At 72.6% G+C, this 14,183-nt stretch carries 15 protein-coding genes; 5 read left to right on the forward strand and 10 right to left on the reverse strand.

From position 1 onward, the window contains the following. Window positions 1-670, forward strand: a 670-nt coding sequence (locus O3W51_RS44920; RefSeq protein WP_269289630.1) for an EamA family transporter, incomplete at its 5' end; no start/stop codon positions are given. On the opposite strand, the gene O3W51_RS44925 is transcribed toward O3W51_RS44920, so the two are convergent. Beyond that, the gene (locus tag O3W51_RS44925) at window positions 648-1,481 is read right to left on the reverse strand and encodes an alpha/beta fold hydrolase (protein ID WP_164299417.1); all 834 of its coding nucleotides are present in this window, start codon (window positions 1,479-1,481) and stop codon (window positions 648-650) included. The genes O3W51_RS44920 and O3W51_RS44925 overlap by 23 nt on opposite strands. Before the next feature lie 188 nt (window positions 1,482-1,669). Continuing rightward, on the reverse strand, window positions 1,670-2,323 hold the full coding sequence (locus O3W51_RS44930; protein WP_138357211.1) for an NADPH-dependent F420 reductase: 654 nt from the start codon (window positions 2,321-2,323) through the stop codon (window positions 1,670-1,672). Window positions 2,324-2,675: 352 nt separating this feature from the next. Between O3W51_RS44930 and O3W51_RS44935 the strand changes: the two genes are divergently transcribed. After that, on the forward strand, window positions 2,676-3,449 hold the full coding sequence (locus O3W51_RS44935) for a GntR family transcriptional regulator (protein ID WP_138357210.1): 774 nt from the start codon (window positions 2,676-2,678) through the stop codon (window positions 3,447-3,449). Between the two features lie 84 nt (window positions 3,450-3,533). On the opposite strand, the gene O3W51_RS44940 is transcribed toward O3W51_RS44935, so the two are convergent. The 4 genes from O3W51_RS44940 to O3W51_RS44955 all read right to left on the reverse strand — a co-directional run bounded on the left by O3W51_RS44940 (window position 3,534) and on the right by O3W51_RS44955 (window position 7,662). Continuing rightward, window positions 3,534-4,691 (reverse strand): ROK family protein, encoded by a 1,158-nt coding sequence (locus O3W51_RS44940; RefSeq protein ID WP_138357209.1) that lies wholly within the window; start codon window positions 4,689-4,691, stop codon window positions 3,534-3,536. Window positions 4,692-4,819: 128 nt separating this feature from the next. Next, window positions 4,820-5,374, reverse strand: a complete 555-nt coding sequence (mug, locus tag O3W51_RS44945; RefSeq protein WP_138357208.1) for a G/U mismatch-specific DNA glycosylase — start codon at window positions 5,372-5,374, stop codon at window positions 4,820-4,822. Further along, a complete protein-coding gene (gene purB / locus O3W51_RS44950; protein WP_138357207.1) occupies window positions 5,371-6,804 on the reverse strand; it encodes an adenylosuccinate lyase in 1,434 nt (477 codons plus the stop codon). The genes mug and purB overlap by 4 nt, the downstream gene beginning before the upstream one ends. A gap of 78 nt (window positions 6,805-6,882) precedes the next feature. Further along, complete coding sequence (locus O3W51_RS44955) at window positions 6,883-7,662, reverse strand: SGNH/GDSL hydrolase family protein (RefSeq protein WP_198358037.1); 780 nt, start codon at window positions 7,660-7,662, stop codon at window positions 6,883-6,885. 131 nt (window positions 7,663-7,793) lie between these two features. Here O3W51_RS44955 and O3W51_RS44960 point away from each other — a divergent pair, with 131 nt between their 5' ends. Then, window positions 7,794-8,999, forward strand: a complete 1,206-nt coding sequence (locus O3W51_RS44960; RefSeq protein ID WP_244808997.1) for a T4 RnlA family RNA ligase — start codon at window positions 7,794-7,796, stop codon at window positions 8,997-8,999. 5 nt (window positions 9,000-9,004) lie between these two features. Next, window positions 9,005-9,925, forward strand: a complete 921-nt coding sequence (locus O3W51_RS44965) for a phosphatase domain-containing protein (RefSeq protein ID WP_138357204.1) — start codon at window positions 9,005-9,007, stop codon at window positions 9,923-9,925. Here O3W51_RS44965 and O3W51_RS44970 read toward each other — a convergent pair. Then, window positions 9,910-11,424, reverse strand: a complete 1,515-nt coding sequence (locus tag O3W51_RS44970) for a flavin-containing monooxygenase (RefSeq protein ID WP_244808996.1) — start codon at window positions 11,422-11,424, stop codon at window positions 9,910-9,912. The two genes, O3W51_RS44965 and O3W51_RS44970, sit on opposite strands and share 16 nt — an antisense overlap. Further along, window positions 11,421-11,630: a hypothetical protein gene (locus tag O3W51_RS44975; protein WP_269289638.1), complete on the reverse strand. Its 210-nt coding sequence runs from the start codon at window positions 11,628-11,630 to the stop codon at window positions 11,421-11,423. The genes O3W51_RS44970 and O3W51_RS44975 overlap by 4 nt, the downstream gene beginning before the upstream one ends. A gap of 145 nt (window positions 11,631-11,775) precedes the next feature. On the opposite strand from O3W51_RS44975, the gene O3W51_RS44980 reads away from it, so the two are divergent. Further along, a complete protein-coding gene (locus tag O3W51_RS44980) occupies window positions 11,776-12,306 on the forward strand; it encodes a universal stress protein (RefSeq protein ID WP_269289640.1) in 531 nt (176 codons plus the stop codon). Window positions 12,307-12,333: 27 nt separating this feature from the next. Here O3W51_RS44980 and O3W51_RS44985 read toward each other — a convergent pair whose 3' ends face one another. Together O3W51_RS44985 and O3W51_RS44990 are read right to left on the reverse strand one after the other, a co-directional pair. Then, window positions 12,334-13,542 (reverse strand): phosphodiester glycosidase family protein, encoded by a 1,209-nt coding sequence (locus O3W51_RS44985; RefSeq protein ID WP_244808995.1) that lies wholly within the window; start codon window positions 13,540-13,542, stop codon window positions 12,334-12,336. Window positions 13,543-13,968: 426 nt separating this feature from the next. After that, a partial coding sequence (locus tag O3W51_RS44990) for a hypothetical protein (RefSeq protein WP_269289643.1) occupies window positions 13,969-14,183 on the reverse strand: 215 nt, incomplete at its 5' end.

Genomic DNA, 14,183 nt, shown 5'->3' on the forward strand with positions numbered 1-14,183 from the left:
ACCCGCGGTGCCCGGCGTCCTGGTGGGCTGCGCGCCGATCGTCGTGGCGGTACTCGTGCCGCTGCTGGCCGGCCGGCGTCCCTCCCGCGCGGTGCTGGCCGGTGCGCTGCTCGTCGCGGGCGGGGCCTTCGCCGTCCAGGGATGGGGCGGCTCGGACACGGCCGGGCTGGTGTGGTCGGTGGCGGCGCTGGCCGGGGAGGTCGCCTTCGCGGTGGTCGCCGCACCGCTGGTCGGACCGCTGGGTCCACGACTGCTGTCGACCTGCGTCTGCGGCTTCGCCGCCGTCGAGGCCGGACTCCTCGGACTGCTGCTCGACGGGCGGGCCGCGCTGCGGCTGCCCGACACGGGCGAGGCGGTGGCGCTGGGCTGGCAGGCCGTCGTGGCGACCGTCATCGGCTGCATCTGCTGGTACGCCGGGATGCAGCGGATCGGCGCCGAACGCGCCACGCTCTTCTCCGGGCTGATCCCGGTCTCCGCGGCGCTGACCGCGCCGCTGGTCGGCGTGGGCACCTTCGGGCCGGGGCGGCTGGCGGGCAGCCTGCTGGTCGCGGCGGGTGTCGCGGTGGGCTCCGGAATGCTCGCCCGGCGCGCGCCGGGGGAACGGACCGGAGCCCTGACGGGCGGGGCGGCAGAGGCCCGGACGGCGGTCAGCGCGAGCCGTCGAGGATGACCCGGGCCACCAGTTCCGGGTCGTCGTTCATCGGCACATGGCCGCAGCCGGGCAGCCGGATCAGCCGGGCGCCGGGGATGGTGCGCTTGGCACGGATCCCCTGGCGACGCAGCAGGACGCGGTCCTGGGTGCCCCAGGCGATGGTCACCGGGACATCGGGGATGTCGTCGCTGAAGACGACGCCGGCCCGGCCCGCCGCCAGCGTGGCCTCGAATCCGGCGGCCTCCCGCATGGCACGCGTCTCGGCCACCACGGCCTCCGGCGAGCGCTGTCCGGGGCGGGAGTAGATCGCGCTGGTGAGCGCGGCGCGGCCGGCCGTGCTGCGGGCCATCCGCTGCACGGTGGTCGGCGGCAGCAGCAGGGCGCCGCGCCGCATCGCCCCCAGCACCGTGAAGGCGTAGCGCCGTTCCGACTCGGTCCAGAATCCGGCCGGGGACAGCGCCGTCACACTGCGCACCAGCCGCTCGCGGCCCAGGTGCAGGGCGACGAGCCCGCCGAGGGAGTTGCCCGCCACATGCGGGCGGTCGAGCCCGAGCGCGGTGAAGAAGGCGTCGAGCGCGGCGACGGCCGTCGGCAGGTCGCTGGGGACCGACGCGTGCTGAGCGGGGGACTGGCCGAAGCCGGGCAGGTCCACGGCGATGACGTCCCGCTCGGCGGCGAGCAGACCGGCCACCGGGTCCCATGCCTGCAGGTGGTGCCCGATGCCGTGCAGCAGCACCAGCGGCTCTCCCTCGCCGCGGCGCTCGTAGGCGACGAGAACGGGCGGGAGACCGGCGGGGGAGACCTCGACGAGGGAGGCGGTTCGGGGCATGGAGCGCTCCTGACCGTTGATAGACATGACGTCAGGAAGGGTATCGGGGAAGCCCGGGAACTCCTATGGGGCACCGTGAGTTCACTGGATACGGGCCGGTGTTCGCTGCCGGCCCGGCCAGCAGCCCCGACCGGGCGCCCCCGTCTCGGTCGGGGCCCCTCCCTCCCCGGTGGAGGGCGGGACAGCGGTCAACCGGCCCGCTGCAGTGTGACGTTGAAGTCGGCGTGCCCCAGGGCGCCCATGGCCTTCACCCACAGCAGCAGATAGGCCTCGGTACCGCGTGCCGACGTGATGCCGCCGAGGTCCACGACCCGCTCGCGCGGCCAGCCGAACTCCGCCAGCAGCGCGGCCGTCTGATCCTTCGCCGCCGCGTCCTCCCCGCTCAGGAACAGCACATGCTCACCCGGCACCCGCGAAGGATCCACCATCACCGCCGAGTTGACCGTGTTGAGCGTCTTCACCACCCGGGCCTCCGGAAACGCCCGCTGGATCCGCTCGCCCAGACTGTCCGAACCCACCGGGTCCAGGACCACTTCGCCGTCCGCGAACGCCAGCGGATTGGCGACGTCGACCAGCAGCTTCCCCGCGAGGTTCGCCGCACCCGCCGCCTCCAGTGCCTGCAGCGACACCATGCCCCCGGTGGCGTTGACGACGACCTCGCCGAAGGCCGCCGCATCCGCGAACGTCCCGTTGTGCCCACCGGGACCGGCCTCCTGCGCCCAGGCCAGCGCCGCCGCGTTGTCCTTCGTACGCGAGCCCAGCGTCACCTCGTGGCCCAGCGCGACGAGCTTGCCCGCGAGCGTCCGGCCGACCTCGCCCGTACCCAGTACCGCGTAACGCATCCGGTTCCCCTTCGTTCCCGCACCGGCCGCCACCGCTGTGGCGGCCCGGCCTCATTGTGGCTCCGCCCCCGCCGCCCCGCCTGGACATCGGCACGGCCGGTCGGGTGGTATCTGATGCGTGGGGAGCCGACGCTCCGTGACCGGCCGGCGCCCCTGTGGCGCGGCATCAACATCGCGTGAACGTCATGCGTACGAGGCGTCCCTGGTCAGGGACCGGAACGATGATTGGTCTTGACCAAGGGGGAGGCCCGCCCTATCGTCGCCTTAGTAGTGCAAGGACCTTTAATAAATAGGGGTTCCGAAACAAGGCTGAACAAGGCCCGCACAGGGCCCCAGCGATTGTGAGGACAGGGTGGGGACCACGCAGCTCGAGGCGACGCAGGAGGTTCAGGAGCCGAAGTACTGGCACCTGAAGACCGTGCTCAATGACGCGCTCGACTCCGAGTTCTCGGTGGGCGAGATCCTGCCCAACGAGCGTGACCTCGCCGCCCGTTTCGGTGTCGCGCGGGCCACGCTCCGCCAGGCCCTGGAGCAGCTCGAGCTGGAAGGCCGGCTGCAGCGCCGCCGTGGTGTCGGCACCACCGTCGCCCCGCCCCGCATGGGTGTGGCCGTCGGTCCGACGGACAACGCCTGGCCCGGTATCGGCAACGACACCTGGCGCACGGTCGGCTGTGCCGAGGCCGTCGCCCCGGCCGCCGTCGCCCGTCTCTTCGACAGCGCCGGCGGGGTCCCGGTGCACACCATCCGGCGCGAACGCGTCATGAACGGCCAGCCGGTCGCCACCGAACTGCTCTACGTTCCCGCCGAGTCGGTCCCCGGACTGCCCGGTCTGCTGACCCCGGCGAGCCACGCGCCCGCCGTGCTGCGGGAGCTGCAGCGGCTGGACCTGGAGGGCGAGGACCGCGCCGTGGAGCTGGGCTCGGCCCGAGCCGAGGACGCCAAGCAGCTCGACCGGCTGCCCGGTGCCCCGGTCCTCGTCGTCACCACGCGTTACTTCGCGGCCGGCCAGGTCGCCGCCGTCGCGATCTCCACCTACCGCGCGGACACCTGCCGGCTCACCTTCGGTGACACCGGCACCGTGGAGGTCACCCCCCACGAGGAGCAGGAGCGCCGCCAGGCGTCCTGAGCACACATCGTCGTACGCACATGAGCACCGGAACCCTGGGGGTTCCGGTGCTCATGTGCTGTCGGTCGGGAGGGTGCTTTCGGCTCAGCGCCGGGGGAGTGAGGTCTGCTCGACGGCGAACAACTGCTCCTCGACGTGGTCCAGCGCCAGCCGCAGCGCCCCGGTCGCGATGGCCTCCTGGCCCAGCGCCGACAGCGTCACCTCGGGCGGCCGCAGACAGTAGCGCGCCAGCTGGTCGCGCAGCGGCTCCAGGACGCCGTCCAGGCCCGCCGCCCAGCCGCCGATCACGACCAGCTCGGGGTCGAGAGCGAGCACCAGGGCCGCCACATCGTGCACCAGCCGCCGCAGATACCGGTCCACGGCCTCCTTGGCCTGCACATCGCCGCCCTTGGCGAGCGCGAAGACCCGGGCGACAGCCGACTCGTCCAGCGGGTGCAGCGGCGTCCCGGTGGTCGACAGCAGATGCTCCGGTGTCACCTCCTGCCCCAGCAGGTGCAGCGCCCCGATCTCGCCCGCCGCACCGCCGAAGCCGCGGTGCAGCCGGCCGCCGATCAGCGAACCGGCACCCGGGCTCAGCCCGGCCAGCACGAAGACCATGTCGTCGGTCCCCATGCCGACGCCCTTCCAGTGCTCGGCGACGGCCGCGACATTCGCGTCGTTCTCCACCAGCACCGGACAGCGGAACGACCGCTGCAGCCGCTCGCCGAGCGGCAGACCCGTCCAGCCCGGCAGCGCCGTGCTCAACCGCACCGCGCCGTCGGCCTCGACGATGCCGGGGCTGCCGACCCCGACCGCCCACAGCGTGCTGCGCGCCACCCCGCACTTGCGCAGCAGCTCGGCGACAGTGCCGCGGACCCGGTCCAGCCGGTCGTCCGCGGAAGCCGCCTCCGCCACGTCATGGCCCAGCGAGCCCAGCAGCTGGCCGCTGAGGTCGGACAGCACCGCACGCACCTGGTGCGCGCCGATCTCGATGCCCAGCAGATGGCCCGCCTCGGCGTGGAACCGGAAGCGGCGGGCCGGCCGGCCCTGCTTGCGGGCGTCACCGGGCTCGGCCGGGGCCTCCACCACCAGCCGGGACTCCGTCAGCCCCTCGATGACGCCCTCGACGGTCGGCCGGGAGAGGCCGGTGCTGTGCACCAGCTCGGTGAGAGTGGGGGTCTGGGACCCGCGCAGCGCGTGGAGGACCACCGCGGAATTGATCCGTCGCAGCAGGGATGGATCCCCGCCGGTGAGCCGCCCCAACGTATGTCCTCCCAGCCAGCGCGTGTATGTGGGCGGATCGTACCTGGCCAGCGGCCGCGCGGCGAGTGCCGTTGCAGCCGGCGCCGCGCCGGTCGCCGCCGGAGCATCTCCGGAGCCTCCCCAAGTCCCTAGCGGGCGCCCGGATCCGGGTCGTCGGCGGCCGCGCGCAGCCGTCCGAACTCCTCCGCCATGGCCGCGGCCGTCCAGTGGGCGTTGAGGCCGCTGGGGTTCGGCAGCGCCCAGATCCGGGTCCTGCCGATGGTCCGCTCCTGCGGACCGATCCGGGCGTCCTTCTCGCCGAAGGCCACCCGGTAGGCGGTGATACCGGCCACCGCCAGCCACGCCGGCTCCAGCAGCCGCACCTTGGCGTCGAGGATCCGGCCGCCCTCCACCATCTCCGCGGCGCTCAGCTCGTCGGCCCGCGCCGTGGCCCGCGCCGCGACATTGGTGATGCCGAGCCCGTACGAGAGCAGCTCCCGCTGCTCGGCGGGGAGGAGCAGCCGGGGAGTGAAGCCCGAGGCGTACAGCACCGGCCAGAACCGGTTGCCCGGCCGGGCGAAGTGATGGCCGGTCGCCGCGGACAGCAGCCCCGGATTGATCCCGCAGAACAGCACACGCAGGCCGCCCGCGACCACATCCTCGATGGTGCGGTCGCGGGCGGCTTCGAGTTCCTCCGGCGTCAGAGGATCGCTCCGGGCGCGTAAGCGGCCGCCTTCGGGTGCCGCTCGGCGACCTCGGCGATCCGCTGCACGACGGCCGCGACCTGTCCGGCGGCGGCACCGGTGAACGACAGCCGGTCGGCCATCAGCGCGTCCAGCTGCGCCCGGTCCAGCGGCATCCGCTCGTCCTCGGCGAGCCGGTCCAGCAGCTCGTTGCGCTCGGCGCCCTTCTCACGCATCGCGAGCGCGGAGGCCACCGCGTGCTCCTTGATGACCTCGTGCGCGATCTCGCGCCCCACACCCGCGCGCACCGCGCCCATCAGCACCTTCGTGGTGGCCAGGAACGGCAGGTAGCGGTCCAGCTCACGGGCGATGACAGCCGGGAAGGCGCCGAACTCGTCCAGCACCGTCAGGAACGTCTCCAGCAGACCGTCGAAGGCGAAGAACGCGTCCGGCAGCGCGACCCGGCGCACCACCGAGCAGGACACGTCGCCCTCGTTCCACTGGTCGCCCGCCAGCTCGCCGACCATCGAGGCGTAGCCGCGCAGGATCACCGCGAGGCCGTTGACGCGCTCGCAGGATCGGGTGTTCATCTTGTGCGGCATCGCGGACGAGCCGACCTGACCGGGCTTGAAGCCCTCGGTGACCAGCTCGTGCCCGGCCATCAGCCGGATCGTCTTGGCCAGCGACGAGGGGGCCGCGGCCAGCTGCACCAGCGCGGTCACCGCGTCGTAGTCCAGCGAGCGCGGGTAGACCTGGCCGACGGAGGTGAAGGCCCGCGAGAAGCCCAGGTGACCGGCGATCCGGTCCTCCAGCTCGGCGAGCTTGGCGGTGTCGCCGCCCAGCAGGTCCAGCATGTCCTGCGAGGTGCCGACCGGGCCCTTGATACCGCGCAGCGGGTAGCGGCCCAGCAGGTCCTCGACCCGCTCGAAGGCCACCAGCAGCTCGTCCGCGGTCGTCGCGAAGCGCTTGCCCAGGGTGGTGGTCTGCGCGGCGACATTGTGCGAACGGCCGGCCATGACCAGCTCGGCGTACTCGGCCGCGAGCTTCCCCAGCCGGGTCAGCACCGCGACCGTGCGGTCGCGGACGTGCTCCAGCGACAGCCGGATCTGCAGCTGCTCGACGTTCTCGGTGAGGTCGCGCGACGTCATGCCCTTGTGGACCTGCTCGTGCCCGGCGAGAGCGTTGAACTCCTCGATGCGGGCCTTCACATCGTGCCGGGTGATCTTCTCGCGCTCGGCGATGGAGGCGAGGTCGACCTGCTCCAGCACCCGCTCGTAATCGGCGAGCGCCTGCTCGGGCACCTCGATACCGAGGTCCTTCTGCGCCCGCAGGACGGCGAGCCACAGACGGCGCTCCAGCACCACCTTCTGCTCGGGGGACCACAAGGTGGCGAGCTCCGCGGAGGCGTAGCGGCCGGCCAGGACGTTCGGGATACGAGGCTTAGCAGTCACGTGCAGAGAGTCTACTGCGCGTCGGCGCAGGCCAGCGCCCCGGCCGGATCGGCCGCAGGAAGACCGTGTCGGCGCTGGTCAGCCCTGGTCGCCCGGGTACGGGAGCAGCTCGCCGCGCTTGGGCGGCATACCGTCGCCCGAGGAGCGGCCGGTCAGCCGCCGGCCGATCCACGGCACCAGGTGCTCGCGCGTGAAGCGCAGGTCGGCGCCGCGCCGCGTCACCCAGCCCGGCGGCACGGCGGGCGGCAGCAGCTCCGTCCAGTCCGACTCCGGCTCGTGGCCGAGCGCCTGCCAGACCGCCTCCGCCACCCGGCGGTGGCCCTCGGCGTTCAGATGCAGCCGGTCGTCGGCCCACATCTGCGGATCGCCGAGCACCCCCGACCCGTAGAGGTCGACCACGATCGCGCCGTGCCGTTCCGCGAGGGCGTCGAGGAACGCGAAGAGCTGCTCCATACGCGGCAGGAAGCGGGCCGCGACGGGTCCCCGGCGGATCGGGCTGCGCATGAGGACGAGCTGCCCGCAGTCGGGCGCCAGCTTCTCGACGGACTGCTCCAGCAGCGCGCAGACCGCGTCGACGTCGCACTTGGGCCGCAAGGTGTCGTTGAGCCCGCCGACCAGCGTGACGAGGTCGGGGCGCATCGCGGCGGCGGTGTCCACCTGCTCGTCCGCGATCTGCCGGATGAGCTTGCCCCGCACCGCGAGGTTGGCGTACCGGAAACCGGGGGCACGGGCGGCGAGGCGCCCGGCGACCAGGTCGGCCCATCCCCGGTACGAACCGTCCGGGAGGGCGTCGGACATTCCCTCGGTGAAGGAGTCGCCGACCGCGACAAAACTGGTGTACGTGGCATTCATCTGCATGGCGCGGGCGATCCTACCCGCCACCGGGCGGTGTCCGCTGCGCGACCGATGATGATCAATAATTCGATCGCACGAACCAGCGATACCGGTCACGCTGCATCAGACACCCCATGACCCGACCAGGAGCAGCCGTGACCGACCTCGAAACCCTCGTCAAGCCCGAAGACCTCGTCGCGGCCATCGAGTCGGGACACGTCTCGCGCAAGCAGCACCCCGAACTGCCCCTCTCGATCTACACCTACACGCGCACCTGCCAGTACGAGCGCGCCTGGAACGCCGTCACCACCCGCTGCCGCGGTCTGGTGGCCGACGACGAGACCGGTGCGATCGTGGCGTGGCCGTTCGAGAAGTTCTTCAACGTCGGGGAGCACGGGCTCGGGCTGCCGTACGCGCCGGCACTGCCCGTCGAGCCGTTCGAGGTGTACGACAAGGTCGACGGATCGCTCGGCATCGTCTTCCACTACGACGAGCGCTGGCACGTCGCCTCCAAGGGCTCGTTCACGTCGGAACAGGCCACCTGGGCGACGCGGCGGCTGCGGGCCGCCGACACCGGCGCGCTCGACCCGCGGAGCACCTACCTCGTCGAGATCCTGTACCCGGAGAACCGCATCGTCGTGAACTACGGCGAGCGGCGCGACCTCGTGCTGCTCGCGGCGTACGCGCACGACGGCACCGAGCGCGTCCTCGGCGAGGCCGCGGTGGAGTGGCGGCCGATCGGCTCCGTGGTCCGTAGCTGGCCCGCGCCCGAGCTGGCCCGGCTGCTCGAGATGACGGCCGACAACATCCGGATCGACGGTCAGGAGGTCACCGGAACGGACGCCGAGGGATACGTCCTGCGGTTCGCCTCCGGGGTGCGGACGAAGGCCAAGACCGCGGACTACGTGCGGCTGCACAAGGTCATCACCGGTGTCACCGAACGGGACATCTGGCGCAGCCTCGGCATCCAGCGGTTCGCCGACCGCGACCCCAAGCGGCTCACCCAGATCCTCGGCTGCCGGCCGCAGGAACTGGCCGCCTACGCGGCGAGCGGCACCGGTCCGCTCGACGCGCTGCTGGAACAGGTCCCGGACGAGTTCGACGCCTGGGTGCGCGGCATCGTGGAAGGTCTCGAGGCACAGGCCGAAGCGCTGGCCGCGAGCGCCCGGGAGGAGTTCGCGGCCCTCGCGCCGCTCGGCCACGACCGGGCCGCGTTCGCCCGCGCCATCCAGCGGATCAGCGACCGGACGGTGCGCGGCACCATGTTCCAGCTGCTCGACGGACAGAACGTCGATCTACAGTTCTGGCGGGCGATCAAGCCTGGCCCCTCCGACCCTTTCGCGAACGACGAAGAAGGCTGAACCCGATGCCCACCGTGCACGTCATGACCGGTCTGCCCGCCTCCGGGAAGACCACCGCCGCCCGCAAGCTGTGCGCCGACTCCGAAGGCCTCGTCCGGCGTGTCAACCTCGACGACCTGCGGGTCATGCTCGGTGACGGCGGCAGTGGCGGCGGCCGGCAGTGGTCGCACGAGCACGAGCAGACCGTCCTCGCCATCCAGGACGCCGCCGTGCGGGAGACGGTCGCCGCCGGTTTCGACGTCGTCGTCGACAACACCCATCTGACCCCGAACATCCCCAAGCGGCTCAAGGCCGCCGTCGGCGGCCTGGCGGTCTTCGTCGTGCACGACTTCACCGATGTGCCGATCGAGGAGTGCCTGCGCCGCGACGCGGCCCGCGCCAACCCCGTGGGTGAGGAGATCATCCGCATCCTGGCCGACAAGCACGCCAAGTCCACCCGAGGCGGCTGGCGGCTCACCGACGCCTGGATGAACGACACACCCGCCGTCCAGCTCTACACCGCGGACACGACCCTGCCCGACGCGGTGATGTGCGACATCGACGGCACCCTCGCGATCAACCAGAACCGCAACCCGTACGACTTCAGCCGCTGCGAGCAGGACGGCCTGAACACCTCGGTGCGCGACGCCCTCGTCGCCTTCCAGAAGGCGAACGGCGACCGGATCGTGCTGCTGTCCGGCCGCGGTGAGGAGTTCCGCGCCCAGACCGAGGCCTGGATCGCGGCACACGACGTGCCCTGCGACGAGCTGTGGATGCGGCACGCCGGTGACACGCGCCGCGACGACATCGTCAAGGCCGAGCTGTTCGACGCGCACGTCCGCGACCGCTACAACGTGCGCGTCAGCCTGGACGACCGCGACCGGGTCGTGGCGATCTGGCGCCGGATGGGCCTGCCGACCTGGCAGGTCAACTACGGGAGTTTCTGAGCCAGGGGCTCGGTGGCCGGCAGGCGGCTGAACCGGACGCCCGCGTCCTCCAGCGGGCCGTGCCGCAGCATCAGGATGTCGCGCGGGTAGTTCTGGTACAGCCGCCAGGGCGCGGTCGGGCCCTGCTTGGGCAGCGCGGCTGCGCTGCGCCGCACATAGCCGGACCGCAGGTCGATGAGGGGCTCCAGGGGCAGCGACGGCTCCGGGGCCAGCGGGGTGCAGGCCCGGTATCCGTGCGCGGCCATGTGGTTGAGCAACCGGCACACGTACTGGCTGACCAGGTCGCACTTGAGCGTCCAGGAGGCGTTGGTGTAGCCGAGGGCGAGGGCGAAGTTCGGTACGCCGGAGAGCATCATGCCCTTGTACGCGACGGTTCCGGCGAGGTCGATCTCCGTGCCGTCGACGGCCAGTGTCATGCCGCCGATGGCCAGCAGGTTGAGTCCGGTCGCGGTGACGACGACGTCCGCGTCGAGCTCGGCGCCGGACTCCAGGCGCAGGCCGTTCTCGGTGAAGGTCTCGATGCGGTCCGTCACGATCGACGCCCGGCCGTCGCTGACGGCCTTGAACAGGTCGCCGTCCGGGACGAGGCACAGTCGCTGGTCCCACGGGTTGTAGCGCGGGGCGAAGTGCGTGTCGATGTCGTAGCCGAGCGGGAGCTGCTTCCGTACGCCCTTGCGCAGTACGGCCTTGAGCAGCCGGGGCGCACGGCGGCTGAGCTGGAAGCTCAGGGTGGCCAGCAGGACGTTCTTCCATTTGATGGCCGGGTGGGCGGCCTTCGCGGGGAGCAGCCGGCGCAGCCGGTCGGCGAGGGCGTCGCGGGACGGCATGGACAGCACATAGCTCGGTGAGCGCTGCAGCATCGTCACGTGCCCGGCCGTGGTCGCCATCGACGGCACGAGGGTGACGGCGGTGGCGCCGCTGCCGATGACCACGACGCGCTTGCCCGCGTAGTCGAGATCCGCCGGCCAGTGCTGGGGGTGCACGATCGTGCCGGTGAAGTCCCCGGTGCCGGGGAAGTCCGGTGTGTAGCCCTGGTCGTAGCGGTAGTAGCCGGAGCAGACGAACAGGAACGCGCACGTCATCCGGACCGTGTCGCCGGTGCCGGTGCGGAGGACGTGCACGGTCCACAGCGCCTGTTCCGAGGACCATTCCGCGCGCACCGCGCGGTGGCGGAAGCGGATCGCGCCGTCCACTCCGTGCTCGCGGGCGGTGTCGCGGACGTACTCGCGGATCGCGTCCCCGTCGGCGATCGCCTTGGCGCCGGTCCAGGGCCGGAACGTGTACCCCAGCGTCTGCATGTCGGAGTCCGACCGGACGCCGGGGTAGCGGAACAGGTCCCAGGTGCCACCGATCGCCTCGCGGGCCTCCAGGATCGCGAACGTCCTGTTCGGGGTCTCCCGCCGGAGATGGCAGGCGGCGCCGATCCCGGACAGGCCGGCACCGACGATCAGCACGTCGACGTGTTCCGCGGGCGCGTCGTCACCGATCGGGGGGTTCACGCACCCGGCTCCGAGCGGGAGAGCGCCGCCGCGGGGAGGGACGGCTTCGGCCGGCGTGGTTCGCGGACGCCGGCGGGCGGCGGACCGCCGGGACCGCCGCCGCCCGGCCGCACCCGGCGCCGGAACCGTCGCAGCAGGGCCACCAGCGGAATGATCGGCAGGGCGAGCAAGAGCCATGGGTTCCTGGTCATCTGCTTCATCTGCATACTCCGACACTCCGCTCACCGCCCGGCGTGCGCCATAGCCCTTACAGGCTAAGGGACGCCGCTCCCGCTGAGCCGGCCGTCGCTGTGGCACTGTGAGTGGCGCCGCAGACGACCGGAAGTCCGACGACCGGAGGCCCGACGACCCGTGACCACGATTATTTGGATCACCGAGGGCGCTTGGCAGGCGACCGTGGACGCCGCCCGCTCACACGTTCCGGACACGGCCGAACTCACCCTGCTCCATGTCACCGGTGACGACGTCGAGGCCGCCGCGCACGGCGCGTTCGCCGGTCTGCTCGGCCGCGGTCACCGCGAGCGCGATCCGGGCGACTATCTGGAGGCGCTGTCCGCGACGGCCGGCGCCGAACTCCTGGAAGCGGCGGCCGACCGGCTCGGCCGGCCCGCGGCCCGGCTGCAGGTCCACGGGCGCATCGCTCGGGAGGGGGTCCGGGCGGCGGAGGGCGCCGAACTGCTGATCTGTGCGCGGGACGGCGACCTCCACCGGCTGGGGCCGCGCAGTCTGGGGCGCGACGGCCGTTTCGTCGTCGACCACGCGCCCTGTCCCGTCCTGCTGGTGTGGCCCGAACCCGCCCCCGGTCTCGGCTCGATCCCGCCCCCGCCGACCGGCCCCCCGCCGCCGCATCCGCACCACGGTCCGGAGCACCACGGGGCGTGAGCGTGTCTGTGCGGTAGGGCGGTGGCGTCACGCGGAGGAGATCACGCCGATCCCGTTCGGCACCGGGCGTTCGGGCACGCCGGACGGATGGTTCCGCACCGTGCTGTGCGCGGCGCCCGGGGGCCGGGTGACGAGGGTGGACGAGCCGCCTCCGTCGAGATCGACGGCGCCGTCGGCTCCGAGGGCGCGCAGCAGGCGGGCCAGTTCGCCGAGGGTCAGTCCGTCGTCGTGCTCGGCGCCGCTGTCCAGGGCCAGCAGGTACAACCGGCGGCCTTGGCCGCTGAAGCCGGCGGCGGTCCGGGTGGCGGCGGCGGTCTCGTCGAGGCCGTCGAGCGGGACGCCGCCGCGCAGCACCGGATACCCGCCGATCGCGAAGGCCAACGGGACGCTTCCGGTGGCCCGGAGGCGGTGCCGGACGGGTACGGGGTCACCGATCCGCAGCCGGCGCAGTGCGCGGGCGCCGGCCTCGCGCCCCACCAGGACGACCGACCCGCGCGGGACGACGCCTTCGCCCAGGGTGGCCGAGGCCGAGGTGACGCGACCGTGGTGCACCGTCACTTCGTAGGGGTCGGTGCCGCAGGCGGCGGCGCGAACGTCGTTGGTTCCGCAGCTGGCCCGTGCGCGAGAGGCGGGTCCCCAGGCGGAGGTGTACGCACCGATGCCATCCACGGGCAGTGCGTACTGGTTGAAGCCGGCGAGCTCCCAGGTCCCGGCCGGGGTGACGACGGCGCCCCGCAGCCGCAGCCGGTCCAGCCGGGCAGCCCCGTCGGCTCCGATGCCCAGCACGTCCTCGTCGGTGGCTCCCGGCACCAGCGCGGGCCCGTAGCGCTGGCCGTCCGGAACAGCGGCCTTGAGCGGTCGTCCGTCCGCGACGGCCGGGCCTACGGTGGAACCGGTCGGCCGCACGCCCGGATGCTCGACCTCGGTGATGTCGAAGAAGTCGCCGTTGACGGCGGCGACCGCGCCGCGCGCGTCGGCCAGCCGGGACACCGGTGCCCGGATGCCGGTCACCGCGCCACTCGTGCCGGGCCGCAGCAGCTCGATCTTCACGCGCGCGTCGTCCAGATCGACCGTCAGGAGGTGGCCGTGCGCGGTTCCGTGGGACGCGGTCACCGAGAACGTCTCGTACCGCACGCCGGGCGCCAGATGTGCCGCGTTCGAGAGCCGCAGGCCCGGATCGGCGTCGGCGCTCCCCGGCGCCGCCACGACGAGCAGGGCGCTCCAGACGGCGGTCACCACGACCGCCGTACGTAAGCGGCGCCCGGGCCGGGAGTGACCGCGGGAGCCGGATGGACCGGCGGGCAGGCGCGAGGTGGCGCGGAGCATGGGCCGGACCTTTCTTGCCTGTGCGACGACGCGTGTGTGCTGACACGTGCTCGGTGACACGTGCGGTGACGTGCCGCGGTGACAGCGGCCGTTGCCGCCTGGGGGAGTGGCCACCGCAGCCGGTCGGGCGGAGGACGGCGGACCGCTCGGTCCTTCTTCCCGGTCAGGGCCACCGGCAGCCGCGTACGCCGTTCCGTTCCCGCTGTTGGCGTAGCGCACCCGACCGTCCTGCCGTGCCGGACATGCCGAAGGGACCGGCGGACGGGGGCCCAACCCCTGTCCGCCGGTCCCTTCGTGGAGCTCCGGCCGCGCCGGTGGCGCGCTGCCTCCCGGGCGCTAGTCGATCGTGATCGGGCCGTCGGTCGGCTTGTCCCGGCCGGTGTCCTTCTCTGTGTCCTTGTCTGTGGGCTTCGGCTTCACCGGTTCCGTGGGCCCGGCGGCCGGCTTCAGGTAACCCTGCAGCTCGAGCAGGCCGTTGTCCTTGCCCGGACGGGGGTACTCGGTGGAACCGCTCAGGTTCTTCCGAACCGAGTCCAGGATGGTCAGCCCCT

The organism is Streptomyces sp. H39-C1, assembly GCF_027158125.1.
Classification (GTDB): domain Bacteria; phylum Actinomycetota; class Actinomycetes; order Streptomycetales; family Streptomycetaceae; genus Actinacidiphila; species Actinacidiphila fildesensis.